This is a genomic window from Arenimonas metalli CF5-1 (assembly GCF_000747155.1).
Lineage (GTDB): Bacteria > Pseudomonadota > Gammaproteobacteria > Xanthomonadales > Xanthomonadaceae > Arenimonas > Arenimonas metalli.
Window position 1 is genome coordinate 81,764 of sequence record NZ_AVCK01000055.1, and the last position, 23,379, is coordinate 105,142.

The 23,379-nt window shown below is 71.0% G+C and carries 20 protein-coding genes; 10 read left to right on the top strand and 10 right to left on the bottom strand.

The window, feature by feature from the left end; translation table 11 throughout:
* Positions 1–46: 46 nt before the first annotated feature.
* Both N787_RS12055 and N787_RS12060 read left to right on the top strand, forming a co-directional pair.
* The gene (locus N787_RS12055) at positions 47–1,195 is read left to right on the top strand and encodes a YjgN family protein (RefSeq protein WP_052575436.1); all 1,149 of its coding nucleotides are present in this window, start codon (positions 47–49) and stop codon (positions 1,193–1,195) included.
* Complete coding sequence (locus N787_RS12060; protein ID WP_034214489.1) at positions 1,192–2,241, top strand: M48 family metallopeptidase; 1,050 nt, start codon at positions 1,192–1,194, stop codon at positions 2,239–2,241. The genes N787_RS12055 and N787_RS12060 overlap by 4 nt, the downstream gene beginning before the upstream one ends.
* A 51-nt stretch (positions 2,242–2,292) precedes the next feature.
* On the opposite strand, the gene N787_RS12065 is transcribed toward N787_RS12060, so the two are convergent.
* The 4 genes from N787_RS12065 to cysG all read right to left on the bottom strand — a co-directional run bounded on the left by N787_RS12065 (position 2,293) and on the right by cysG (position 6,678).
* Complete coding sequence (locus N787_RS12065) at positions 2,293–3,228, bottom strand: electron transfer flavoprotein subunit alpha/FixB family protein (RefSeq protein WP_034214493.1); 936 nt, start codon at positions 3,226–3,228, stop codon at positions 2,293–2,295.
* Positions 3,229–3,241: 13 nt separating this feature from the next.
* The gene (locus tag N787_RS12070) at positions 3,242–3,988 is read right to left on the bottom strand and encodes an electron transfer flavoprotein subunit beta/FixA family protein (RefSeq protein WP_034214496.1); all 747 of its coding nucleotides are present in this window, start codon (positions 3,986–3,988) and stop codon (positions 3,242–3,244) included.
* Between the two features lie 154 nt (positions 3,989–4,142).
* On the bottom strand, positions 4,143–5,132 hold the full coding sequence (gene cysK, locus N787_RS12075) for a cysteine synthase A (RefSeq protein ID WP_034214868.1): 990 nt from the start codon (positions 5,130–5,132) through the stop codon (positions 4,143–4,145).
* A gap of 82 nt (positions 5,133–5,214) precedes the next feature.
* A complete protein-coding gene (cysG, locus tag N787_RS12080) occupies positions 5,215–6,678 on the bottom strand; it encodes a siroheme synthase CysG (protein ID WP_034214498.1) in 1,464 nt (487 codons plus the stop codon).
* Between the two features lie 237 nt (positions 6,679–6,915).
* Between cysG and N787_RS12085 the strand changes: the two genes are divergently transcribed.
* Entirely contained in the window at positions 6,916–7,902 is a 987-nt protein-coding gene (locus N787_RS12085) for a LysR family transcriptional regulator (RefSeq protein ID WP_034214500.1), read from the top strand.
* Positions 7,903–7,917: 15 nt separating this feature from the next.
* Positions 7,918–8,292, top strand: coding sequence for a hypothetical protein (locus tag N787_RS12090; protein ID WP_169742306.1), 375 nt, complete (start codon positions 7,918–7,920; stop codon positions 8,290–8,292).
* 12 nt (positions 8,293–8,304) lie between these two features.
* On the opposite strand, the gene N787_RS12095 is transcribed toward N787_RS12090, so the two are convergent.
* Positions 8,305–9,969 carry an NAD(P)/FAD-dependent oxidoreductase gene (locus N787_RS12095; RefSeq protein WP_034214506.1) on the bottom strand — a complete coding sequence of 555 codons (1,665 nt, stop codon included), beginning with the start codon at positions 9,967–9,969 and terminating at the stop codon, positions 8,305–8,307.
* A gap of 115 nt (positions 9,970–10,084) precedes the next feature.
* Between N787_RS12095 and N787_RS12100 the strand changes: the two genes are divergently transcribed.
* Positions 10,085–10,627, top strand: a complete 543-nt coding sequence (locus tag N787_RS12100; RefSeq protein WP_034214509.1) for a hypothetical protein — start codon at positions 10,085–10,087, stop codon at positions 10,625–10,627.
* Here the strand turns inward: N787_RS12100 and N787_RS12105 are convergent.
* From N787_RS12105 to N787_RS12115, 3 genes are read right to left on the bottom strand one after another with little or no spacing between them, the layout of a single operon-like run.
* Positions 10,624–11,367, bottom strand: coding sequence for a phosphoadenylyl-sulfate reductase (locus tag N787_RS12105; RefSeq protein WP_034214511.1), 744 nt, complete (start codon positions 11,365–11,367; stop codon positions 10,624–10,626). The genes N787_RS12100 and N787_RS12105 overlap by 4 nt on opposite strands.
* Positions 11,364–13,049 carry an assimilatory sulfite reductase (NADPH) hemoprotein subunit gene (cysI, locus tag N787_RS12110; protein ID WP_052575437.1) on the bottom strand — a complete coding sequence of 562 codons (1,686 nt, stop codon included), beginning with the start codon at positions 13,047–13,049 and terminating at the stop codon, positions 11,364–11,366. Before cysI ends, N787_RS12105 begins: the two co-directional genes overlap by 4 nt.
* Positions 13,049–14,824 (bottom strand): assimilatory sulfite reductase (NADPH) flavoprotein subunit, encoded by a 1,776-nt coding sequence (locus N787_RS12115; RefSeq protein WP_034214514.1) that lies wholly within the window; start codon positions 14,822–14,824, stop codon positions 13,049–13,051. The genes cysI and N787_RS12115 overlap by 1 nt, the downstream gene beginning before the upstream one ends.
* A 150-nt stretch (positions 14,825–14,974) precedes the next feature.
* Here N787_RS12115 and N787_RS12120 point away from each other — a divergent pair, with 150 nt between their 5' ends.
* The 3 genes from N787_RS12120 to cysN are packed head-to-tail and all read left to right on the top strand — an operon-like array spanning position 14,975 to position 18,583.
* Positions 14,975–15,712, top strand: a complete 738-nt coding sequence (locus tag N787_RS12120; protein ID WP_034214516.1) for a sulfite exporter TauE/SafE family protein — start codon at positions 14,975–14,977, stop codon at positions 15,710–15,712.
* Positions 15,713–15,725: 13 nt separating this feature from the next.
* Positions 15,726–16,634, top strand: coding sequence for a sulfate adenylyltransferase subunit CysD (gene cysD, locus N787_RS12125; RefSeq protein WP_034214519.1), 909 nt, complete (start codon positions 15,726–15,728; stop codon positions 16,632–16,634).
* The gene (gene cysN, locus N787_RS12130; protein WP_084590794.1) at positions 16,634–18,583 is read left to right on the top strand and encodes a sulfate adenylyltransferase subunit CysN; all 1,950 of its coding nucleotides are present in this window, start codon (positions 16,634–16,636) and stop codon (positions 18,581–18,583) included. Before cysD ends, cysN begins: the two co-directional genes overlap by 1 nt.
* A gap of 54 nt (positions 18,584–18,637) precedes the next feature.
* Here the strand turns inward: cysN and N787_RS12135 are convergent, their stop codons facing one another.
* Both N787_RS12135 and N787_RS12140 read right to left on the bottom strand, forming a co-directional pair.
* Positions 18,638–19,498 carry an ATP-grasp domain-containing protein gene (locus N787_RS12135; protein ID WP_052575438.1) on the bottom strand — a complete coding sequence of 287 codons (861 nt, stop codon included), beginning with the start codon at positions 19,496–19,498 and terminating at the stop codon, positions 18,638–18,640.
* A gap of 79 nt (positions 19,499–19,577) precedes the next feature.
* A complete protein-coding gene (locus N787_RS12140) occupies positions 19,578–21,185 on the bottom strand; it encodes an electron transfer flavoprotein-ubiquinone oxidoreductase (protein ID WP_034214527.1) in 1,608 nt (535 codons plus the stop codon).
* 99 nt (positions 21,186–21,284) lie between these two features.
* Here N787_RS12140 and N787_RS12145 point away from each other — a divergent pair, with 99 nt between their 5' ends.
* On the top strand, positions 21,285–22,631 hold the full coding sequence (locus N787_RS12145) for an amidase (RefSeq protein WP_034214529.1): 1,347 nt from the start codon (positions 21,285–21,287) through the stop codon (positions 22,629–22,631).
* 145 nt (positions 22,632–22,776) lie between these two features.
* Positions 22,777–23,376, top strand: a complete 600-nt coding sequence (locus N787_RS12150) for an alpha-ketoglutarate-dependent dioxygenase AlkB family protein (RefSeq protein ID WP_034214531.1) — start codon at positions 22,777–22,779, stop codon at positions 23,374–23,376.
* Positions 23,377–23,379: the final 3 nt, after the last annotated feature.

The window sequence follows — 23,379 nt, forward strand, 5'->3', positions numbered from 1 at the left end:
CTAGATTGACGGGCCGGCGGGGAGCCGGAGCCATCCCGGGGACCCGATGAGCTACGAGCAAGACCCGACCACGCCGGGCGCCCAGCCGCCGGCGCTGCCGCCGCCGCCCCGGGTTCCCGGGCCGCCGCCGATCCCGGGCCCCGTCCGCCATCCGCTGCAATTCACCGGGGATGCGAAGGAGTTCTTCGGCATCTGGTTCGTGAACCTGGTGCTGTCGGTGCTGACGCTGGGCATCTATTCGGCCTGGGCCAAGGTGCGCACCGAGCGCTACTTCTACGGCAACACCCGCCTGGCGGGCGCGCCGTTCGAATACCTGGCCGACCCGATCGCCATCCTCAAGGGCCGGCTGATCGCGTACGCCGTCGCGATCGGCCTCGGCCTGTCGGCGCATTTCCAGGTCTGGGTGGTCTACATCCCGCTGATCCTGTTCGTGCTGGTGATGTTCCCGTGGCTGATCCACCGCACGCTGCGCTTCCGCGCGCGCTACTCGGCCTGGCGCGGGCTGCGCTTCCGCTTCGTCGAGGGCGTGTACGAGGCCTACGTGAACTTCATGTTCCGGCCGGCGCTGCAGATCCTCACCGCCTACATGGTGCTGCCGTGGGTGCGCATGCACCAGCACGACTACACCGTCAGCGGCCATCGCTTCGGCGGAAAGCGCTTCCGGTTCGCAGGCGACCTGGGCACGTACTACATCCCGTTCCTGATCTGCATCGGGCTGGGCTTCGGGGCCTACCTGCTGATGATCCTGGTCGTCATCGCGGGCGCCGCCCTCGGCGCCGCGCTGTCGGGCGACAGCAGCGTCGGCGGCGAGCCGCCGATCGGCGTGATGATCGGTATCTTCGCGCCACTGGCCGCGGTGTACCTGGCGCTGCTGGCGCTGCCAATCTACCTGCGCACCAAGTACATCAACCTGATGTGGCGCTATTCCAGCCTCGGCGGGCATCGCTTCGAGAGCACCCTGCGCGCCCGCGACATGATCTGGATCTACTTCAGCAACGGCGTCGCGATCGTCGCCACGGTCGGCCTGCTGGTGCCGTGGGCGATGGTGCGCATCGCGCGCTATCGCGCCGCGCACTTCGCCCTGCTGGCCGACGGCGAGCTCGACCACTTCGTCGCCGAGGCCGAGCGCGCCGAGGGCGCCGCCGGCGCCGAGCTCACCGATGCGCTGGACCTCGACGTGGACATCGGCATTTGAACGCGCTCGACGCCACCTGGTACGACGGCCGCGGCAGCCGGCCGCGCGCGGCGCGGATCAGCGAGCCGTCGCCGGGCACCGTGCGGCTGGAGTCCGAGGGCATGGTGCTGGAGTTCGCCGCGGCCGAGCTGACGCTCAGCCCGCGGCTGGGCCGCATGCCGCGCACGCTGCGCCTGCCCGGCGAAGGCCACCTCGAGATCGCCGACACGCCGGCGCTCGAGGCCTGGCTGGGCGGCCGCGACCAGGTCGAGGGCTGGGCCGACTGGCTGGAGCGGCGCCGCGGCGCGGCGATCGGCGCCGGCGTGGCGACGGTGCTGGGCGTCGTCGGCTTCTTCCAGCTCGGCCTGCCGTGGATGGCGGACCGGCTCGCGCCGGCGATTCCCGCGGCCGTCGAGCGGACCATCAGCAGCCAGGCGATGGAGCTGCTCGACCGCATGCATTTCAAGCCGACGCGGCTGCCGGAGAAGCGCCGGCGCACGCTGCAGGCGAAGTTCGGGGCGCTGGTCCAGGAGCTGCCGCGGGCCGCCGATTTCCGGCTGGAGTTCCGCAGCGCGCCGACGCTGGGGGCGAACGCGCTGGCCTTGCCCGACGGCCTGGTGGTGGTGACCGACGAGCTGGTGGCGCTGGCCGAGTCCGACGCCCAGGTGCTGGCGGTGCTGGCGCACGAGGCCGGCCACCACGAGCAGCGCCACGGCATGCGCCGCGGCCTGCAGAGCTCGGCGGTGGTCGTGGTGGCGGGCTTCCTGTTCGGCGACCTGTCGGGTACCGGCTCGCTGTCGGTGTCGATCCCGGTGATCCTGATCGAGAGCGGGTTCTCCCGCGAGTTCGAGCGCGAGGCCGACGCCTTCGCTTTCGCGCTGCTCGCGCGCAAGGGGCAGTCGCCGGCGGACTTCGCCGAGATCATGAAGCGGCTGTCGGATTCGCACGGCGGCGACAGCGACGGCGGCCCGGTCGGCTACCTGTCCACGCATCCGCCCAGCGCCGAGCGCATCGAGGCGGCGCGCCGGGCCGCGGACGCCACCAACGAAAACGCCGACGGGCCGTAGCCGCGTCGGCGTGGTTTCCGCAGGCCGGCCGGGGCCGGCGCGGAGTTCAGCTCAGAGCGACTTCTCCAGCTCCGGCACGATCTGGAACAGGTCGCCGACCAAGCCGAAATCGGCGATCTCGAAGATCGGCGCCTCGGCATCCTTGTTGATCGCGACGATGGTGCCCGCGTCCTTGATGCCGGTGAGGTGCTGGATCGCGCCCGAGATGCCGATCGCGACGTAGAGTTCCGGCGCGATGATCTTGCCGGTCTGCCCGACCTGCAGCTCGTTGGGCACGTAGCCGGCATCCACCGCGGCGCGCGAGGCGCCGACGCCGGCGCCGAGCTTGTCGGCCAGCGAGTAGATGATCTTGAATGCGTCGGCCGAGCCGAGCGCGCGGCCGCCGGAGACCACCTTGCCGGCGCTCTGCAGGTCGGGGCGGTCGGACTTGCCCTGCTGCAGCGACACGAAGCGGGTATGCGTGGGCAGCGCGGCGTCGACCGACGCGGCTTCCACCGCAGCGCTGCCGCCGTTGGCCGCGGCGGGCCACGAGGCCGTGCGCACGGTGCCGACCACGGCCATCGAGGACGGCGCCTGGACGGTGATGATCGCGTTGCCCGCGTAGATCGGCCGCTTGAACACGTGGCTCGATTCCACCGCCATGATGTCGCTGACCTGGGCCACGCCCAGCAGGGCCGCGACGCAGGGCATCAGGTCCTTGCCGAAGGTGGTGGAGGCGCCGAGCACGTGGCTGTAGCCGGCCGCGAGCTTCGCGACCTGCGGCGCCAGCACCTGCGCGATCGGATTCGCGTTGGCGGCGTTGGCGACGGTGATCACCTTGGCGACGCCGGCGATCTTCGCGGCCTCGGCGGCGACCGCATCGGGCGCGTCCGACAGCACGACGACGTGGATCTCGCCGCCGATGGCCGCGGCGCAGCTGACGCAGCGCGCGGTGGAGGAGTTCAGCTGGCCGCCGAGGTGCTCGGCGACGATCAGGATCTTGCTCATCGTCATGGTCTCCTTACACCAGGCCCTTGGCCTTGAGCGCCGAAACCAGCTCGGCGACGTCCTTCACCATCACGCCCTTGCTGCGCTTGGCGGGCGGGGCGAAGTGGCTGGTCTTGAGATGGTCGCCGCTGTCTACGCCGAGGTCGGCGAAGGCGATGGTTTCCATCGGCTTGGACTTGGCCTTCATGATGTCGGGCAGCTTGATGAAGCGCGGCTCGTTCAGGCGCAGGTCGGTGGTGACGACGGCGGGCAGGTCGACCTCGAGGGTTTCCAGGCCGGCGTCGACTTCGCGCACCACGGTGGCCTTGCCGTCGGCGACGTCGAGCTTGCCGGCGAAAGTGGCCTGCGGGCGGCCCCAAAGCGTGGCCAGCATCTGGCCAGTCTGGTTGGCGTCGTCGTCGATCGCCTGCTTGCCCAGCAGCACCAGCTGCGGCTGCTCCTTCTCGATCAGCTTGAGCAGGGCGCGGGCCGCGGTGAGCGGCTGCACGGCCTGGTCGGTGACCACGTGGATGGCGCGGTTGGCGCCCATCGCCAGGCCGTTGCGCAGGTGCGCCTGGCAGTCGGCCGGGCCCATCGTGCAGACGATCACTTCGGTGGCGATGCCCTTGTCGCGCAGGCGCAGGGCTTCTTCCAGCGCGATGTCGTCGAAGGGGTTGGGCGAGAGCTTCACGCCCTCGGTGACCACGCCCGAACCATCGGGCTTGACCTGGATGCGGACGTTGTAGTCCACCACCCGCTTGTAACCGACCAGAATCTTCATCGTCGCGACGTTCCTGTGGGGCAGGCCGGCGCACGGCGTGGGGCCGCGCGGCGGGCTTCGAAGGGACCGCAATTCTACCCTTTCCCCCCGTCACTGTAGGAGGGACTTCAGTCCCGAAGCCCCTCGCCGAAAAGCTTCGGGCCTGAAGGCCCTCCTACATGGTCTTCACGCGGCGGCGGGGGGTGTCCTCCAGCCCCGCCAGCCAGTCCTCGTCGCTGCCTTCGTTCACGCCCTCGAACAGGAGCGTGCTGAGGTAGCGCTCGCCGGTGTCGGGCAGCATGGCCAGGAGCACGCTGCCGTCCGGGGCGTCCCGGGCGACCTGCAGGGCCGCGGCCACGGTGGCGCCGGCGCTCAGGCCCACGAACACACCCTCTTCGGCGGCGAGTCGGCGGGCGGTGTCGCGGGCGGTGAGGTCGTCCACGGGGCGGACCTGGTCGGCGAGGCCGCGGTCGAGCACGGCCGGCACGAAGTCGGGCGTCCAGCCCTGGATCTTGTGCGGGGCCCAGTCCTTGCCGTTGAGCAGCTGGGCGCCGGCCGGCTCGCTGGTGACGACCTGGATGCCCGGCCGGGCCAGCTTCAGCACCTGGCCCACGCCGGTGAGGGTGCCGCCGGTGCCCCAGCCGGTGACGAAGTAGTCGAGCCGCTTTCCCGCGAAATCACTGAGGATCTCGGGGCCGGTGGTGCTGCGGTGGTAGGCCGGGTTGGCCTCGTTCTCGAACTGGCGCGCCAGGAACCAGCCGTGCTTCTGCGCCAGCTCGGCGGCCTTGCGCACCATGCCGCTGCCGCGCTCGGCGGCCGGCGTCAGGATCACCTTCGCGCCGTAGGCCCGCATCAGCTTGCGGCGTTCGATCGAGAAGGTTTCCGTCATCACGGCCACGAAGGGATAGCCGCGCGCCGCGCAGACCATGGCCAGCGCGATGCCGGTGTTGCCCGAGGTCGCTTCGACCACCGTCTGGCCGGGCTTGAGCAGCCCGCGCTGCTCGGCATCGAGGATGATCGCCAGCGCCAGCCGGTCCTTCACCGAGCCGCCGGGGTTGAAGGACTCGACCTTCACGTAGAGCGACACGTGCGCCGGCGCGATGCGATGCAGCCGCACGATGGGCGTGCGGCCGATGGTGTCGAGGATGCTGTCGTAAATCGCCATGGCGTTCTCCAAAAACGGGGTCAGGTTCAGTTCCAGCGGCTGGGCCAAAGCGCCAGGAACGGGGTCAGGTTCACTTTCCCGGCTAGGCGGCGTCGGCGATCGCCGGGACGGGTTCGGGAAAGTGAACCTGAACCCGTTCCTGCAGGGGTTCGGTGCCAAACCAGTGCAGGGTCGTCGCGAGCGCGGCGACTTCGCCGAGGATGAGCAGGGCGGGGGACTGCACGGCGTGCGCGGCCGCGGTTTCAGGCAAGCGGTCCAGCGTGCCGATGACCACGCGCTGTTCGGGCCGCGAGCCGTTCTCCACCAGGGCGAAGGGCGTGCTGGCCGCGCGGCCGTGGGCCAGCAGGCGATCGCGGAAAGACGCCAGGCCGGCCACGCCCATGTACACCGCCAGCGTCTGCTTCTCCTGCGCCAGCGCGCGCCAGTCGAGGGTGTCCAGCGAGTCCTTGCAGTGCGCGGTGACGAAGCGCACGGATTGCGCATGGTCGCGATGCGTCAGCGGCACGCCGGCGTAGGCGGCGCAGGCGAGCGCGGCGGTCACGCCCGGCACCACTTCGAAGGCGATGCCGTGCGCGTGCAGGAACTCGAGCTCCTCGCCGCCGCGTCCGAACACGAACGGATCGCCGCCCTTGAGCCGCACCACGCGGCGGCCGGCGCGCGCGTGCTCGAGCATCAGTGCGTGGATGCCGTCCTGGGTGACGTGGTGGTTGGCGGCCTGTTTGCCCACTTCGATGAACTCGGCGTCGCGGCGCGCCAGCGCCAGCACGCCGGGGCCCACGAGGCGGTCGTGCAGGATCACGTCGGCCTGGTTGAGCAGGCGCAGCGCGCGCAGCGTGAGCAGGCCCGGGTCGCCGGGGCCGGCGCCGACCAGGGCGACCGTGCCGATGTCGCGCGAGGGCGGCGCTTCGCCCAGGGCGGATTCAAAGGCCGCCCGTGCACCGGCAGCGTCACCCGCGCGAAACCGCTCGGCGACCGGTCCGGCCAGCAGCTTCTCGAAGAAGCGCCGCCGCTCGGGCAGGCGCGGATGCCGCTGCCGGATGCGCGCGCGCTCGTGCAGCAGCAGCGTGGCCAGCGCGCCGATGGACTCATCGAGTTCGGTCTCGAGCTTCTCGCGCAGGTACCGCGCCAGCATCGGCGCACCGCCGCCGCTGGAAATCGCGATCTGCAGCGGCCCGCGCTCGATGCGGGCCGGCGACTGGTAGCTCGACAGTTCGAGGTCGTCCACCACGTTGGCCCAGATCCGCCGCGCCTCGGCGGCCGCGGCGACCGCGCGGTTGACCGCGCCTTCGTCGGTGGCGGCGACCACCAGCCAAGCGCCGTCGAGCCAGTCGGGCGTGAAGCGCCCCGCGAGATGTTCGATGCGGCCTTCAGCCCACAGCGCGGCTACGTCCGCATCCAGCCGCGGCGCACCGACCACCACCCGCGCGCCCGCCGCCAGCAGCGGCTCGAGCTTGCGCCGCGCCACCGCGCCGCCGCCCACGACCAGCACGCGCCGGCCGCGCAGGTCGGCGAACAGGGGAAACAGCGGAAGCGGGGCGGTGTCCATGGCCAGACCCTAGGCCGCGGCCCGCCGCCGGTGAAATGACGGCTGCAACGGTGCATATGCCCTGCGGTTATCAAACCTGTCTGGACGCGGCCGGCGACGCCGGGTTACGGTCGGTGCACGTCATCGGCGCCCCGCGCGCGCCTCCGGAAATCCCCGTGAAACCGAGCCGTTCCAGCAAATGTTGTCGCCCGCCCGTGCCCTGAGCCGCGCCTGCGCCACCCTTTGCCTGGAACCGCCATGACCCTCACCCAGCTCCGCTACCTGGTCGCGATCGCCGACTCGGGCCTGAACATCACCCTCGCCGCCGAGAAGGTGCACGCCACCCAGCCCGGCCTGTCCAAGCAGCTCAAGCAGCTCGAGGACGAACTCGGCTTCCTGCTGTTCCAGCGCAAGGGCCGCAGCCTCGAGGCCATCACACCCTCGGGCCAGGAAGTGCTGGCCCACGCCCGCCGCGTGCTGGCCGAGGCCGGCAACATCCGCGCCTTCGCCGCCAACCAGCGCGGCGAGACCCAGGGCCGGCTGACCCTCGTCACCACGCACACGCAGGCGCGCTTCGTGCTGCCGCCCGCGATCGCGGCGCTGGCCCGGCGTTTCCCCGAGGTGAGCATCCACCTGCAGCCCGCGTCCGAGGGCGAGGCGCTGAATGCGCTGGCGCAAGGCCAGGCCGACTTCGCCGTGGTCAGCACCGCCGGCGATACGCCGCCGGGCGGGCTGGCGGTGCCGCTGTACCGCTGGCGCCGGCAGGTGCTGGTGCCGGACGCGCATCCGCTGGCCACGCTGGAACGCGCGCCCACGCTGGCCGAACTCGCCGCGCTGCCGCTCATCAGCTACGAGTCCACCAACAAGCCGGAGTCCTCGCTCCGCCGCGCCTTCGCCGACGCCGGCCTCGAGCCGCAGATCGCCATGACCGCGCGCGACGCCGACCTGATCAAGACCTACGTGCGCGCCGGCCTCGGCGTCGGCCTGCTCGCGGAAATGGCGGTCAGCGCCCGCGACGACGGCGACCTGCGCGCGCTGCCCGCACCCGTCGCCATCCCCGACTGCACCAGCTGGGCCGTCCTGCCGCGCGAACGCGTGCTGCGCGACTACGCGCTGGAGCTGCTGCTGGCCCTGGCCCCGCAGCTCGACCGCGCCGACCTCAAGCGCGCGGTGGCGGGGCACGATTCGCCCGCGTGGCCCCAGCCGCCGACGTGGGTCGACTTGAGCCAGGCCATCACCAACTGACAAACTCGCGGCATGATGAAAACCGCGAAAGTGAGCACCTGGATCGCCCTGGCCCTGCTGCCGGTGGCGGTGTTGCTGTTGGGCCGGCATTTCAGGCTGGTGTTCCTCGCCGGCATGGCCGCGGTGCCGCTGATGCTGTTCCTGGCGGCCGCGCACTGGCCCGCGCGCAAGTTCCTGCGCTGGTGCGCTCTGGGCCTGAACGGGTTCGTGGCGCTGCTGATGGTGCCGGCCTTCGCCTACATGCTGGCGAAAGTGGACGCGCCGCCGGGTGTCGTGGCCTTGCTCCCGGTGCTGGCGGTTGCGCAGGTGCTGTTGATCGCGCCGGTGCTTAACGTGCTGGCGCTGGTGGCCGGCGTTCGCGCGCGCGCGGCGGCACCGGCCTCGGCCTGAATCCCGTTCGTTTCAGGCGGGGATAGCTTCGCCGGCCCGGATCATCGCCTCGGCCACCCACTCCGCCGCACGGATGCCGTCCACGCCCGCGGAAAGAATGCCGCCCGCGTAGCCCGCGCCTTCGCCGGCCGGGAACAGCCCGCGGGTGTTTAGGCTCTGGCCGTCTTCGCCGCGGGTCAGGCGCAGCGGTGACGAGGTGCGGGTCTCGACGCCGGTCAGCACCGCGTCGGCCATGTCGAAGCCCTTGATCTGCTTGCCGAAGGCCGGCAGCGCTTCGCGGATCGCGTCCACGGCGTACTTCGGCAGCGCCTGCGCCAGGTCGGTGGGCGTGACGCCCGGGGTGTACGAGGGCAGCACGGCGCCCAGCGTGGTGGAGGGCTGGCCCGCGAGGAAATCGCCGACGCGCTGGCCCGGCGCTTCATAGGTGCCGCCACCGAGCTTGAACGCCACTTCCTCCCAGTACCGCTGCAGCGCGATGCCCGCCAGCGGGCTGCCGCTCGGGTCGTGCTCGGCGTAGTCCTCGGGCGTGATGCCGACCACGATCGCCGCGTTGGCGTTGCGCTCGTTGCGCGAGTACTGGCTCATGCCATTGGTGACCACGCGCCCCGGCTCGCTGGCCGCGGCCACCACGGTGCCGCCCGGGCACATGCAGAAGCTGTAGACCGAGCGGCCGTTGCGGCAGTGGTGCACCAGCTTGTAGTCGGCCGCGCCCAGGATCGGGTGGCCGGCCTGGGGGCCGAAGCGCGCTTCGTCGATCACCGACTGCGGGTGCTCGATGCGGAAGCCGATCGAGAACGGCTTGGCTTCCATGTACACGCCGCGCGCGTGCAGCATCGCGAAGGTGTCGCGGGCGCTGTGGCCCAGCGCCATCACCACGTGGTCGGCGCGGATCGTTTCGCCATTGGCCAACGCCACGCCGCGGACGCGGCGGTCGCCGTCGGCGTCCAGTTCGATCACCAGGTCTTCGACGCGGTGCGAGAAGCGGATCTCGCCGCCCAGCGATTCAATCGTGGCGCGCATGTGCTCGACCATCGAGACCAGCCGGAAGGTGCCGATGTGCGGCTTGCTGACGTACAGGATTTCGTCGGGTGCACCGGCTTTGACGAACTCGTCGAGCACCTTGCGGCCCAGGTGGCGCTTGTCGCTGATCTGGCTGTAGAGCTTGCCGTCCGAAAACGTGCCGGCGCCGCCCTCGCCGTACTGCACGTTCGATTCGGGGTTGAGCACCTTCTTGCGCCACAGGCCGAAGGTGTCCACCGTGCGTTCGCGCACCTGCTTACCGCGCTCGAGGATGATCGGCCGCAGGCCCATCTGCGCCAGCACCAGCCCGGCGAACAGGCCGCAGGGGCCCATGCCGACCACGATCGGGCGCAGCTTTTGTTCCGGCGAAGGCTTGGCGATGAAGCGGTAGGTGGTGTCGGGCGTCGGCATCACCTTGACCCGGTTCGGCCGGGTCTCGGCCGCGACGCGCTTGAGCACCGCGGCCTCGTTGGCCACGTCCACGTCCACCGAGTAGATCAGCTGGATGTGGCCGCGCTTGCGGGCGTCGTAGCTGCGCTTGGCCACGGTCATGCCGCGCAGGTCGGCCGCGGGCAGCTTCAGCCGCGCAAGCACGGCCTCGCGCAGGGCCGGCTCGGCGTGTTCCAGCGGCAGGGTGATGTCGGTGAGTCGGAGCATGGGGCAGGGACAGCGGCAGCAGGTGGCCTATCGTCCCATGGACCTGCCCATGGCGGCCACGTCGCGCGGCGGCCCTTGGGATACGATCCAGGCACGTCCTCCGGAGCCCGCTCGAATGCCGCAGACCGTTCCGCCTGCCCGCCTGTTTCGACCCAAGCTACGGTTGGGCCTGTTTGCCGCGTTGGCCACGGGCCTGGCCTGCGCCAGCGCCACCGCTTCGGAGGCCGGGTCCTGGACGCCGGATGAGGCAACGGCCGCTGGCATCGCCGCCTGCGAGGGCGACGCGGCCAGCACCGGCTTGCTGGCCTCGCTGTGCAAGAACCGCCGCGAGACGGTCGCGCTGATCCGGCTTTGCGAAGGCTTCGGGGACGCGTCCACCGCCATGGACGCCGCGATGCTGGCGCGCTGGGACCGGCGCAACGCGCCCTACCTTCGCTGGGTGGGCGAGCAGGCGGCCAAGGTCGCGTCGGCGCCGCCGCCGGACGAGCAGTGGCTTTGGGATCCCTCCGCTGCGGAGGACGGGATGGACAGCCTTGTTTCCGCCACCTTCGAGGTTCAGTTCCGGTCACTGTCCCGCGAAGAGCAGGCAAAGCTTTGCGCGCATTCGCGCCGGTCCATCGACGGCGGCGCTTACGACCTGCAGCCTCCGGGGCCCTAGGCGCGCCGCGCCGCCGGCTCGTCGAAGTGCAGCCCGCATTCGCGCTTGAGGCCAAAGAAGCGGGTGTCTTCCTCGCGCATCCCGGGGGCCAGGGGCCGGGTGGTGTGCATGTCGCCGATCGACACGTAGCCCTGCTCCCACAGCGGGTGGTAGGGCAGGTCGTGGCGGGCGAGGTACTGGCCCAGGTCGCGGTCGCTCCAGTCGGCCAGCGGGTGCAGCTTCCAGCGGCCGTCCTTGATTTCCAGGAAGTCGATGTGGGCGCGGGTGCTGGCCTGGCTGCGGCGCAGCCCGGCGATCCAGGTGCGCACGCCCAGCTCGGCCAGCGCGCGCTGCATCGGCTCGACCTTGCGCAGGCGGTTGTAGCGGTCCAGGCCCTCCAGGCCCTGCTCCCAGAGCTTGCCGTGGCGCGCCTCCATCCAGCCGATGCCGATCTGCGGGCGGTAGGTCTGGAGGTTCAGCTGCAGCCGCTCCGTGAGCTCGTCGATGAAGCGGTAGGTTTCGGGGAACAGGTAGCCGGTGTCGACCAGGATCACGGGCAGGTCGCCGCGCAGGCGCGTGGCCATGTGCAGGGCCACCGCCGATTGCGCGCCGAAGCTGGAGGAAAGCGCGTGTTCGCCGCTCAGCGACTGCAGCGCCCACTCGATGCGCTGCTCGGCGCGCAGGCCGGCGAGCCAGGCGTTGAGTTCGGCCAGGGATTGGGCCGATTCGGCGGCGGCGGTGGGGTCGGGGACGAGGCTCATGCTTGCAGCTCCAGGGGGATGCCGGTGCGTGGCTTCACCACGCCGGCGCGGACGAGGAAATCACCGAAGCCTTCGCCGGGGGCGCGCTCGGCGGCGTAGCGCGCGAACAGCGGGTCGAGCGCGGCGAGGATTTCCGGTTCCGCGATGTTTTCGCGGTAAAGGGTGTTCAGGCGCTGGCCGCGGTGGTCGGCGCCGAGCATCAGGTTGTAGCGGCCGGGCGCCTTGCCCACGAGCGCGATCTCGGCGAGGTAGGGGCGCGAGCAGCCGTTGGGGCAGCCGCTGATGCGCAGGAGGATCGGCGCGTCGATCAGGCCGTGGGCTTCGAGCAGCGCCTCGACCTTCGTGGTCAGCGTCGGCAGGTAGCGCTCGGCCTCGGCCATCGCGAGGCCGCAGGTGGGCAGGGCGACGCAGGCGACCGATTTCAACCGCAGCGGGCTGGCCGTGCGGTAGCCGTCGAGGCCATGTGCCTGAACCAGCGCATCGATGCGCGCGCGCTCGCCGGCCGGCACGCCCGCGATGACCAGGTTCTGGTTCGGCGTCATGCGGAAGTCGCCCTCGTGCACGCGCGCGATCTCGCGCAGGCCAGTCAGGTGCGCGCCGTCCGCGCCATCGAGGATGCGGCCCGACAGCAGCCGCAGCGTCAGGTGCCAGCGGCCGTCGTGGCCTTCGACCCAGCCGAAGCGGTCGCCCGAGTGCTCGAAGGCGAAGGGCCGCGCCGCGGCCAGGGGAAACCCGGCGCGGCCCTCCACCTGCGAGGTGAACCAGTCCAGCCCGCGGTCGTCGATCGTGTACTTGAGCCGGGCGCGCTTGCGCACCGTGCGGTTGCCGAAGTCGCGCTGCGCGGTGACCACGGCGGTCGCGACGGCGATCACCTGGTCCGGCGTCACGAAGCCGATGACGTCGGCGAGCCGCGGATTGGTGTCCGCGTCGCCGTGCGTCGCGCCCATGCCGCCGCCGATGGCGACGTTGTAGCCCACCACCTCGCTGCCTTCGAGCACGGCGATGAAGCCCAGGTCCTGGGCGAACACGTCCACGTCGTTCACCGGCGGGATCGCGAAACCGATCTTGAACTTGCGCGGCAGGTAGGCGTTGCCGTACACCGGCTCGTCCTCCTCGCCGCTGCCGGCCACGCGCTGCTCGTCGAGCCAGATCTCGTAGTAGGCGCGGGTGTTGGGCAACAAGTGCCGTGACAGCGCCGCGGCCTGCGCGTACACGGCGGCGTGCGCGCGCGACTCCAGCGGGTTCGCCGCCACCGCCACGTTGCGGTTGACGTCGCCGCAGGCCGCCAGCGTGTCGATCAGCTGGGCGTTGATCGCCTGCATCGTCGCCTTCAGCCGGCCCTTGATGACGCCGTGGAACTGGAAGGCCTGGCGCGTGGTGATGCGCAGGCCGCGCTCGGCATAGGTGGTGGCGATGGCGTCCAGGCCCAGCCACTGCGCCGGCGTCACCACGCCGCCGGGCGTGCGGGTGCGGATCATGAAGCTGTAGTCGGGCTCGAGCCTGGCGACGCGACGTTCCTCGCGAAGGTCGCGATCGTCCTGCTGGTAGCTGCCGTGGTACTTGATCAAAACTTGGTCGGCTTCGGCCAGCGCGCCGGTGACCGGGTTGGCCAGGCTGTCGAGCAGGGTGCCGCGCAGGCGGCCGCTGGCCTGCTTGATGTCTTCGACGGAGTGCGCGCTCATCAGTAGACGTCCCGGGCATAGCGGCCCTGCTGCTGCAGCGTGGCGAGGTAGTCCCGCGCGGCGTCCTGGTCGCGCCCGCCGTGGGTCGTGACGACATCGAGCAGGGCGGCTTCGACGTCGCGCCCCATCGCCGTCGCGCCGCAGACGTACAAGTGCGTGCCGCCTTCGAGCCAGTCGAAAAGCGTGCGGCCGTGTTCGCGCAGGCGATGCTGCACGTACACCTTGTCGGCCTGGTCGCGCGAGAAGGCGAGGTCGAGCCGATGCAGCTGGCCCGCCTTGAGCGCCTGCTGCCACTCGAGCTGGTAGAGGAAATCGTGGCGCGCATAAGGGGCGCCGAACAGCAGCCAGTTGCGGCCGGTGGCGCCACTCGCCGCGCGTTCCTGCACGAAGCCGCGGAACGGCGCGACGCCCGTGCCGGGCCCGATCATGATCACGTCGCGCCCGCCGTCGCGCGGCAGGCGGAAGCGCTCGTTGGCTTCGATGAAGACCGGCAACGCCTCGCCTTCCTCCGATGACGCGAGCTGGTGCGAGGCCGCGCCCCAGCGCCGGCCGCCGGGCGCGTCCCACTGGACGTGGTCGACCGTCAGGTGGGCTTCGGCACCGACCACGCTCTGGCTCGAAGCAATGGAATAGAGCCGCGGTGCCAGCGGCCGCAGCGCGGCGACCAGGTCCGGCGCGGTCCACGCGGCCGGGAAGGCCTGCAGCAAGTCGATAAGTTGGTGCGTGCCCAGCAGCGTGGCCAAGGCCTCGGCGTGGTTCGGTTCAAGCGTGCGTGCCAACGCGTCGTGCCCGCCGCGCTCGGCCTGCTTCGCCAGGAAGGGGCGCGCCAGCTTTGTAAGCTCCCGCCGTTCGGACAGCCAGGTGCGCAGCGGCACGCCATCCACTTCCGCGTCGCCGTCGAGCGAGAGTTCGGCCAGCACGGCGTCCACCAGCGCCGGCGGATTGCGCGGCCACAGCCCCAGCGCGTCGCCGGGCTGGTAGGTCAGCCCCGAGCCCTCGAGCGAAAGTTCGAGATGGCGCACGTCCTTGCGGCTGCCGCGTCCGGTCAGGCGCTGGTTGGCCAGCACTTCGGCGGCGAAGGGTTTCTCGCGCGACCACGGGGATACAGGCGCGACGGCACGCAGCGGCGTCACCGTGGCCGAAGGCGTCGCGGCCAGCGCGATGCGCGCGTGCTCCAGCGCCTGCCCGAGCCACGGCGTCGCCACCGCCCCGACGTCCACGTCGGCCTCGCCGCGCGCGAACAGTCGCTTCGCGCCCAGCCCGGCCAGGCGTTCGTCGATCTCGCGCCCGGTGGCGTTGAACAGCGGATAGCTCGAATCGCCCAGGCCCAGCACCGCGTACTGCAGCTGCGGCAGCTTCGGCGCGCGCTTGCCGAGCAGGTGCGACACGAAGCCGCGGGCATCGTCCGGCGGCTCGCCTTCGCCCTGCGTGCTGATCACCACGTACAGCAGCCGCTCGTCCTTGAGCTCGGGCAGCGGGTAGGCATCGGCGCGCAGCAGGCGCACCGCGAGGCCGCCGGTCTCGGCCTGCCGGGCCAGCTGTTCGGCCACGCGCCGCGCATTGCCGGTCTGGCTGCCGAAGACGACGGTGAGGCGGGCGCCGGCCTGCGGCTCCGCGGCCGCCGGCCGGGCGCCCGGGCGGGCGGCCAGGCCGGCGGCGTAACCCGAAAGCCACCACAGGCCGGGGGCATCCAGCCCGTCGGTCAGGCGCGCCAGCAGGTCGACCTTGTCACCGGGCAGGGGCGGCACGGGCAGGGCGGCGGGGGCGGGAGGCATGGGCGTCGGGTTCCTGGAAGCGATGGACCGACGCTACGCGCGGGATTTCCCGCGCGGAAAGGAACAGGCGGCATGCCGACATGCCCGGCGCTTATTTGCCGGCGCGAAAAGGGCGCACGATAGTCGCCGCACCCTCCCCGCGGCCGCCCCATGGACCTGCCCCCCGAGTTCTTCATCTTCGTCGCCATCGGCCTCGCGGCACAGCTGGTCGACGGCGCGCTGGGCATGGCCTACGGCGTCACCAGCTCCAGCCTGCTGCTGGCCTTCGGGCTGCCGCCGGCGGTGGCCAGCGCCAGCGTGCATGCGGCCGAAGTGGCCACCACCGGCGTGTCCGGCCTGAGCCACGGCTACTTCGGCAACGTCGACCGCAAGCTGATGTGGTCGCTGGTGCTGCCCGGCGTGCTGGGCGCGGTCACCGGTGCCTGGCTGCTGGCTTCGGTGGACTGGAGCTGGCTGCGGCCGCTGGTGGCGGCCTACCTGCTGGCCTTGGGCCTGATGCTGGTCTGGCGCGCGTGGCGCGGCCAGCGGCGTGCGCCCCGGCACGGCGGCAACGTGCCGCTGGGGCTGGGCGCCGGCTTCCTCGATGCCGTGGGTGGCGGCGGCTGGGGCCCGCTGACCACCACCCACCTGATGGCCCGGCACCTCGAGCCGCGCATCGCGATCGGCACGGCGAATGCGGCGGAGTTCTTCATCAGCCTGGCGGTGTCGCTGGTGTTCCTGGCCACGCTGGGCGTCAGCCACGTGCACGTGGTGCTGGGGCTGCTGGTGGGCGGCGTGATCGCGGCGCCCTTCGCCGCCTGGCTGACGCGGCGGGTGCCGGCGCGCCCGCTGATGGCCTTCGTCGGCCTGCTGGTCAGCGCGGTCAGCCTCTACAACCTGCTGCGTTGATATCCTGCCCGCCATGAGCGAACCCGCCCTGTCCCACCTCGACCGCCTCGAAGCCGAGGCCATCCACGTCCTGCGCGAGGTCGCGGCCTCCTTCCGCAACCCGGTGATGCTGTATTCCGTGGGCAAGGACAGCTCGGTGCTGCTGCACCTGCTGGTGAAGGCCTTCCACCCCGCGAAGCCGCCGATCCCGCTGCTGCACGTGGACACCGGCTGGAAGTTCCGCGAGATGATCGAATTCCGCGACCGCCGCGCCGCCGAGACGGGCGTCGAGCTGCGCACGCACACCAACCCCGAGGGCCTGGCCCAGGGCGTCAGCCCGGTGACCCACGGCGCCACCGTGCACACCGACGTGATGAAGACGCAGGCGCTGAAGCAGGCGCTGGACCTGCACCAGTTCGACGCGGCCATCGGAGGCGCGCGCCGCGACGAGGAGAAGTCGCGGGCCAAGGAGCGCATCTTCTCGTTCCGCACCGCCCAGCACCGCTGGGACCCGAAGAACCAGCGGCCCGAGCTGTGGGACCTGTACAACACCCGCATCGAGAAGGGCGAGAGCGTGCGCGTGTTCCCGATCTCGAACTGGACCGAGCTCGACGTCTGGCTCTACGTCTACCGCGAGAAGATCCCGGTGCCATCGCTGTACTTCGCGGCCGAGCGGCCGGTGGTCGAGCGCGACGGCGCGCTCATCATGGTGGACGACGCGCGCCTGCCGCTGCGGCCGGGCGAAGTGCCGGTGATGCGCAAGGTGCGCTTCCGCACGCTGGGCTGCTACCCGCTCACGGGCGCCATCGAGTCCGAGGCCGACACGCTGGAGAAGGTCATCGCCGAGATGCTGGTCGCCACCACCTCCGAGCGCCAGGGCCGCGTGATCGACCACGACCCCGGCGCGTCGATGGAGAAGAAGAAGCAGGAGGGCTACTTCTGATGGCCACCAACAAGCCGCTTTCTGTAGGAGGGACTTCAGTCCCGAAGCCCTTCGCCGAAAGCTTCGGGACTGAAGTCCCTCCTACAGGGAGCGTTGCGGCTTACCTGAAACAGCACGAAGCCAAACCGCTGCTGCGCTTCATCACCTGCGGCAGCGTGGACGACGGCAAGTCCACGCTGATCGGGCGGCTGCTGCACGACACCCGCCTGCTGCTCGACGATCAGCTGGCCGCGCTGGCCAAGGACAGCCGCCGCCACGGCACCCAGGGCGAGGACATCGACTTCGCGCTGCTGGTGGACGGCCTCGAGGCCGAGCGCGAGCAGGGCATCACCATCGACGTCGCCTACCGGTTCTTCAGCACCGACAAGCGCAAGTTCATCGTCGCCGACTGCCCGGGCCACGAGCAGTACACCCGCAACATGGCCACGGGCGCATCCACTGCCGACCTGGCCGTGGTGCTGGTGGATGCACGCAAGGGCCTGCTGACGCAGACGCGCCGGCACAGCTACATCGTCTCGCTGCTGGGCATCCGCCACGTGGTGCTGGCGGTGAACAAGATGGACGTGGCCGGCTACGACCAGGCCACGTTCGAGCGCATCGTCGCCGACTACGCCGCGCTGGCCGCGAGCCTGGGCATCACCCGCGTGCAGGCGATCCCGCTGTCGGCGCTGCGCGGCGACAACCTGCTGGCGCCGTCGCCGGCGATGCCCTGGTACACGGGCCCGAGCCTGCTGGAGGCGCTGGAAGCCGCCGAGCCCGCGCAGGACGATCCGCGCGCGCCGATGCGCCTGCCGGTGCAGTGGGTGAACCGCCCGAGCCAGGACTTCCGCGGCTTCGCCGGCACGCTGGCGGCCGGCGCGGTGTCGCCGGGCGACGAGGTGGTGGTGCTGCCCTCGGGCCGCCGTTCGCGCGTGGCCCGCCTCGTCACCGCCGATGGCGACCTGCCGCGTGCGGTGGCCGGGCAGGCCATCACGCTGGTGCTGGAGGACGAAGTGGACGTGAGCCGCGGCGACGTGATCGCCGCCGCTGGCGACCCGCCGCAGGTGGCCGACCAGTTCGCCGCGCACCTGCTGTGGATGGGCGCGCAATCGCTGCTGCCCGGCCGGCCCTACCTGCTCAAGATCGGCGCGCGCACCGTCACCGCCCAGGTCACCGAGATCAAGCACAAGGTCGACGTGAACACGCAGGCGGCGCTGGCCGCCAAGCACCTCGAGCTCAACGAGGTCGGCGTGGTCAACCTCAGCCTCGACCAGGCCATCGCCTTCGAACCCTATGCCGCCAACCGGCGACTGGGCGGCTTCATCCTGATCGACCGGCAGTCCAACGCCACCGTCGCCGCGGGCACGCTCGACTTCGCGCTGCGCCGCGCGGCCAACATCCACTGGCAGCACCTGGACGTGGACCGCACGGCGCGTGCCCGCATCAAGGGCCAGCAGCCGCGGGTGCTGTGGTTCACCGGCCTGTCGGGCGCCGGCAAGTCCACCATCGCCAACCTGGTGGACAAGCAGCTGCATGCGCAGGGCTTCCACACCTTCATCCTCGATGGCGACAACGTGCGCCACGGGCTCAACCGTGACCTCGGCTTCACCGACGAGGACCGCGTCGAGAACATCCGCCGCGTGGCCGAAGTGGCGAAGCTGATGGCCGACGCGGGCCTGATCGTGCTGGTGAGCTTCATCTCGCCGTTCCGCGCCGAGCGGCGGATGGCGCGCGAACTGTTCGCGCCGGGCGAGTTCCTCGAAGTGCACGTGGACACGCCGCTGGCCGAAGCCGAGCGCCGCGATGCCAAGGGGCTTTACGCGAAGGCGCGCGCCGGGCAGATCCGCAACTTCACCGGCATCGATTCGCCGTACGAGGCGCCGGAGGCGGCGGAGCTGGTGCTCGATACGGTGTCGCAGACTCCGGAGCAGCTGGCGGCCGTTGTCGTCGCGCGGGTGTTGGAGGAGTAGGCCAAAGGCTTCGGGCCTGAAGGCCCTCCTACAGGGCCTCGTGTAGGAGGGACTTCAGTCCCGAAGCTTTTCAGCCAGCACGGCCGCATACCGCGCCGCCGCACCCTCGCCGTAAGGCAGGAACACCGACGGCTCCGTCAGCTCGAGCTCGAGCAGCTGCGGCCCGGTTTCGGACGGCAGCAGGTCCACGCGCGCATACACCAGCGGCCCGAAGGGCAGGGCGGCCAGCACCTGGCGCGCGACGGCGTGCTCCGCCTCGGACGGCGTGCGCGGCTGGAGGTGCTCGTCGTTGAACAGTGCGCGCGTCGCGTCCTTGCCGCGCTTGAGCAGCGGCGCCTTGCGGATGGCGTGGCTGAACTGGCCGCCGAAGAACAGCAGCGCGGTCTCGCCCTGCTCGTCGACCGCGCGCAGGTAGGGCTGCACCATCACGTGGCGGCCCTGGTCGAGCAGGCGACGCGCGTGCGCGATCGCCGCGGGGCGGTCTTCGCGCAGGTAGCGCTGGGCGTCGCGCGAGCCGGCGCCGACGGTGGGCTTGACCACGTATTCGGCGAGGTCGGGGAAGCCGGCCGGATCCTCGCCCGGCGCGATGAAGTGGCTTTCGATCACCGGCACGCCTTTCGCGGCCAGTTCGCCCAGGTAGCGCTTGTCGGTGTTCCAGCGCACCACGTCGGGGCCGTTCCACAGCTTCGTGAGCGCGGCGGTGCGGTCGCACCAGGCCAGGAATTCCGGCAGGCGGTCGATGTAGTCCCAGGTCGAGCGCAGCAGCACCGCGTCGAAGCGCGCCCAGCTCACGGTCGGGTCGTCCCACGCGACGACGGAGACGTCGATGCCCGCGGCGTCGCAGGCCTCGCGCAGCGGCGTCAGGTCTTCGTCGAGCCCGTAGGCGGCAATCGCAGTCGCAAGCGCAAGCTTCATGATGCTTCCCTGTAGGAGGGCCTTCAGGCCCGAAGCTTTCCGGCCAAAAGCTTCGGGCCTGAAGGCCCTCCTACATGATTCAGAGGTTCTGGTAGTTGGGGCCGGCGCCGCCCTCGGGCGTCACCCAGGTGATGATCTGGTACGGATCCTTGATGTCGCAGGTCTTGCAGTGCACGCAGTTGGCGGCGTTGATCTGCAGGCGCTTTCCCTCGGTGTCCTCGACGATCTCGTACACGCCGGCGGGGCAGAAGCGCTGGCAGGGGTTGCCGTATTCCTCGGCGCACTTCGTGATGCAGACGTCGGTGTCGGCGACCTTCAGGTGCACCGGCTGGTCTTCGTCGTGCTCGGTGGCGGCGAAGTAGACGCCGGCCAGGCGGTCGCGCGGCACCAGCGTGCGCTCGACGTAGTCGCGCTTGGGCTTCTCGGCCACGTCGAGCTTCTGCAGCGAGCTCCAGTCGGGCTTGCAGCGCCAGGTCCAGGGCGAGAGGCCCGCGGTGGCGGTTTCCCACGCGGAGTTCACCAGGCCGAACCACAGGCCTTTCTTGAAGCCGGGCTTGATGTTGCGGACTTTCCTGAGCTCGGCCATCGCCGGCGAGGCGCGCAGCTTGGCGTCGAAGCCGGCCGCGACCGGGGTTTCCTGCGCCGCCAGGTGTTCGGCCGCGAGCATGCCGCTGCGGATCGCCTGGTGCGTGCCCTTGATCTTGGGCACGTTGAGCAGGCCGGCGGTGTCGCCGATCAACAGCGCGCCGGGCATCTCGACCTTGGGCAGCGACTGCCAGCCGCCGGTGACGATGGCGCGGGCGCCGGCGCTGAGGATGTTGCCGCCCTCGAGCAGGCCCTTCACCTGCGGGTGGTGCTTCCACTGCTGGAAGGCCTCGTAGGGCTGGTAGTTCGGGTCGCGGTAGTCGAGGCCCGAGACGTAGCCCAGCGCGATGCGGTCGCCGTCGAGGTGGTAGAGGAAGCTGCCACCGTAGGTGTGGCTGTCGGCCGGCCACCCGAGCGTGTGCACGATCTTGCCGGGCGTGACGCGGCCCGGCGGCACCTGCCAGAGTTCCTTGATGCCGATCGAGTAGTTCTGCGGGTCGGACTCGGCGTCGAGGCCGTACTTGCGCACCAGCTGCTTGGTCAGGTGGCCGCGCGCGCCCTCGGCCAGCACGGTGACCTTGGCCCGGATGTCGATGCCCTGGGTGTAGCCGGACTTCTGCGAACCGTCCTTGGCCACGCCCATGTCGCCGATGCGCACGCCGGCGACCGCGCCGTTCTCGTCAAACAGCGGCTCGGCGGCGGCGAAGCCCGGGTAGATCTCGACGCCCAGCGCCTCGGCCTGCGGCGCCAGCCAGGCGCACATCGCGCCCAGGCTGACGATGAAGTTGCCGTGGTTGGACATCTGCGGCGGCACGAACGGGAACCGGGTGCCGCCGTCCTTGGTGAGGAACCAGAACTCGTCCTCGGTGGCCGGCACGCAGACCGGTGGCGGGTTGTCGCGCCAGCCGGGCAGCAGGGCGTCCAGCGGGCCGGGCTCGATGACGGCGCCGGAGAGGATGTGGGCGCCGATGACCGAGGACTTCTCGATCACGCACACCGACAGCTCGGGTTTGAGCTGCTTGAGCCGGATCGCGAAGGACAGGCCGGCCGGGCCTGCGCCCACGGCGACCACGTCATATTCCATCACGTCACGTTCACTCATTTTCCAAGGCTCCGTACGGCAAGGTTCGGATTGTCCCGGTTTGCCCGGGGCCGGGCAATCAAGGACACTTCACGCAGCCCTGACCGGACGCCCGCCCGCATGACAGCCAGCCCCGACGCCCTTCGCCAGGCCCCGCTCTACCGCGTGCTGCACGCCCTGGCCAAAGGGGAAACCAGCAGCGAGGCCCTGACCGGCGCCTGCCTGGCCGCGATCGCGCGCGATGGCAACCTCAACGCCTGGACCTGGGTGGACGCCGCCGGTGCCCTGGCCGCCGCCCGTGCCAGCGACGAGCGCCGCGCCGAAGGCAAGCCGCTGGGCCGTCTGGACGGCGTGCCGATCGCGGTGAACGACAACTTCGACATCGCCGGCATGCCCACCGGCCTGGGCCTGCCGGGCCACCCGGGCCTGGCCGAGGAAGACGCCCACGCGGTGCGGCGCCTGCGCGGCGCCGGCGCGGTGTTCCTGGGCAAGACCAATATCGACGAGGCGGCGTTCGGAACCGTGGGCCGCAACCCGCACCACGGCGACGTGCGCAACCCGGTGCATCCGGACCGCGCGGCCGGCGGTGCCTCCGCGGGTGCGGCAGTCGCGGTGGCCGCGGGCCACGCGATCGCGGCGCTGGGCTCGGACACGCTGGGCGCGGTGCGCATCCCGGCGGCGTTCTGCGGGCTGGTGGCGCACAAGCCCACCTTCGGCGAAATCAGCTGCCGCGGCATGGCCGCCGCGCTGCGCCGGCTCGATTGCGTGGGCCTGGTCACGCGCACCGTGCAGGACGCCGGGCTGCTGCTGCCGGTGCTCACCGGCTACGACGCCGGCGACCCGCGCTCGCGCAAGCGCCGTGTTCCGCTGTCGCCGCCGGACTGGGTGCCGGGTGAACTCAAGGCCGGCGTGGTCGCCGACCTGTCCGTGCTGGGCGTGGATGCCGCGGTCGCCGAGAGCTTCAGCGCGGTGATGGCGCGGGTGGCGCCGGTGTTCGGCAGCGCGCTGCCGGTGGCGCTGGAAGTGGCGCCGCTGGAAGTCGCCGCCACCCGTCGCGCGGCGCTGCTGCTGATGGAGGCCGAGATCCTGGCCGCGCATGAGCCTCGCCTCGAGGGTGCTTCCACCCGCCTGCGCTGGCTGCTCGATTTCGCAAAGCGCAAGACCGCGGCCGATTTCGCGCGCGCCGACCTGCGCCTGGACCAGCACGTGGTGCGCGTGCGCCGCCTGTTCGAACAGTTCGACGTGCTGCTGCTGCCGACCACCGCGGCGGCGCCGCCGGCCTACGGCGCCGACGAGCCGGCCAACCTGGCCGACCTCACCGCACTTGCCTCCCTGGCCGGCTGCCCGGCACTGAGCCTGCCGCTGCCCGGCGGCCTGGGCCTCCAGCTCGTCGGCGCCCCGGGCTCCGACCTGCGCCTCCTCGAACTTGCCGGCGTGATTGCGGCGGTCGCCGACACCGGGGAATAGTTTTTTAGCCACGGATGAACACAGATGAACACAGATGTGGTCCGGCAAGCGTTTGATGGCTGGCAAAGAGCGCTTCCGACGTTGACTTGAGCCACCCTGGCTTCTTCTTTATCCGTGTTCATCTGTGTTCATCCGTGGCTGAAGAATGCTCTACCCCATCCCCGACGGAACGCTCAGCTTCAAGCCCGACTGGCTGCCGCGCGCGGAGGCGGATGAGTTGCTGGCGGGGTTGATGGATTCGATCCGGTGGGAGACGCATCGGATCCGGATGTTCGGGCGGGAGGTGGATTCGCCGCGGTTGAGCTGCTGGATCGGTGATCCCGGCGCTTCCTATGTCTATTCGCGCACGCGCTTCGAGCCGCGGCCCTGGCCGGCGGCGCTGCAGGCGCTGCGGCCGCGCATCGATGCCGCCGCGGGCGTGGTCATGAACAGCGTGCTGGCGAACCTCTACCGCGATGGCCGCGATGCCATGGGCTGGCACAGCGACGACGAACCCGAACTCGGTCCGCGCCCGGTGATTGCCTCCTTGAGCCTCGGCGGCACCCGCCGCTTCGCCTTCAAGCACCGCCGCGACCCCACCAAGAAATTCGCGCTCGACCTCCCGCACGGCAGCCTGCTCGTGATGTCCGGCGAAACCCAGGCCCACTGGCGCCACGCCCTGCCCCGCACCACCCGCGAAGTCGCCCCCCGCCTGAACCTAACCTTCCGCCAAATCAAACCAAATGAACCAGGTTCATTTGTTTAATGA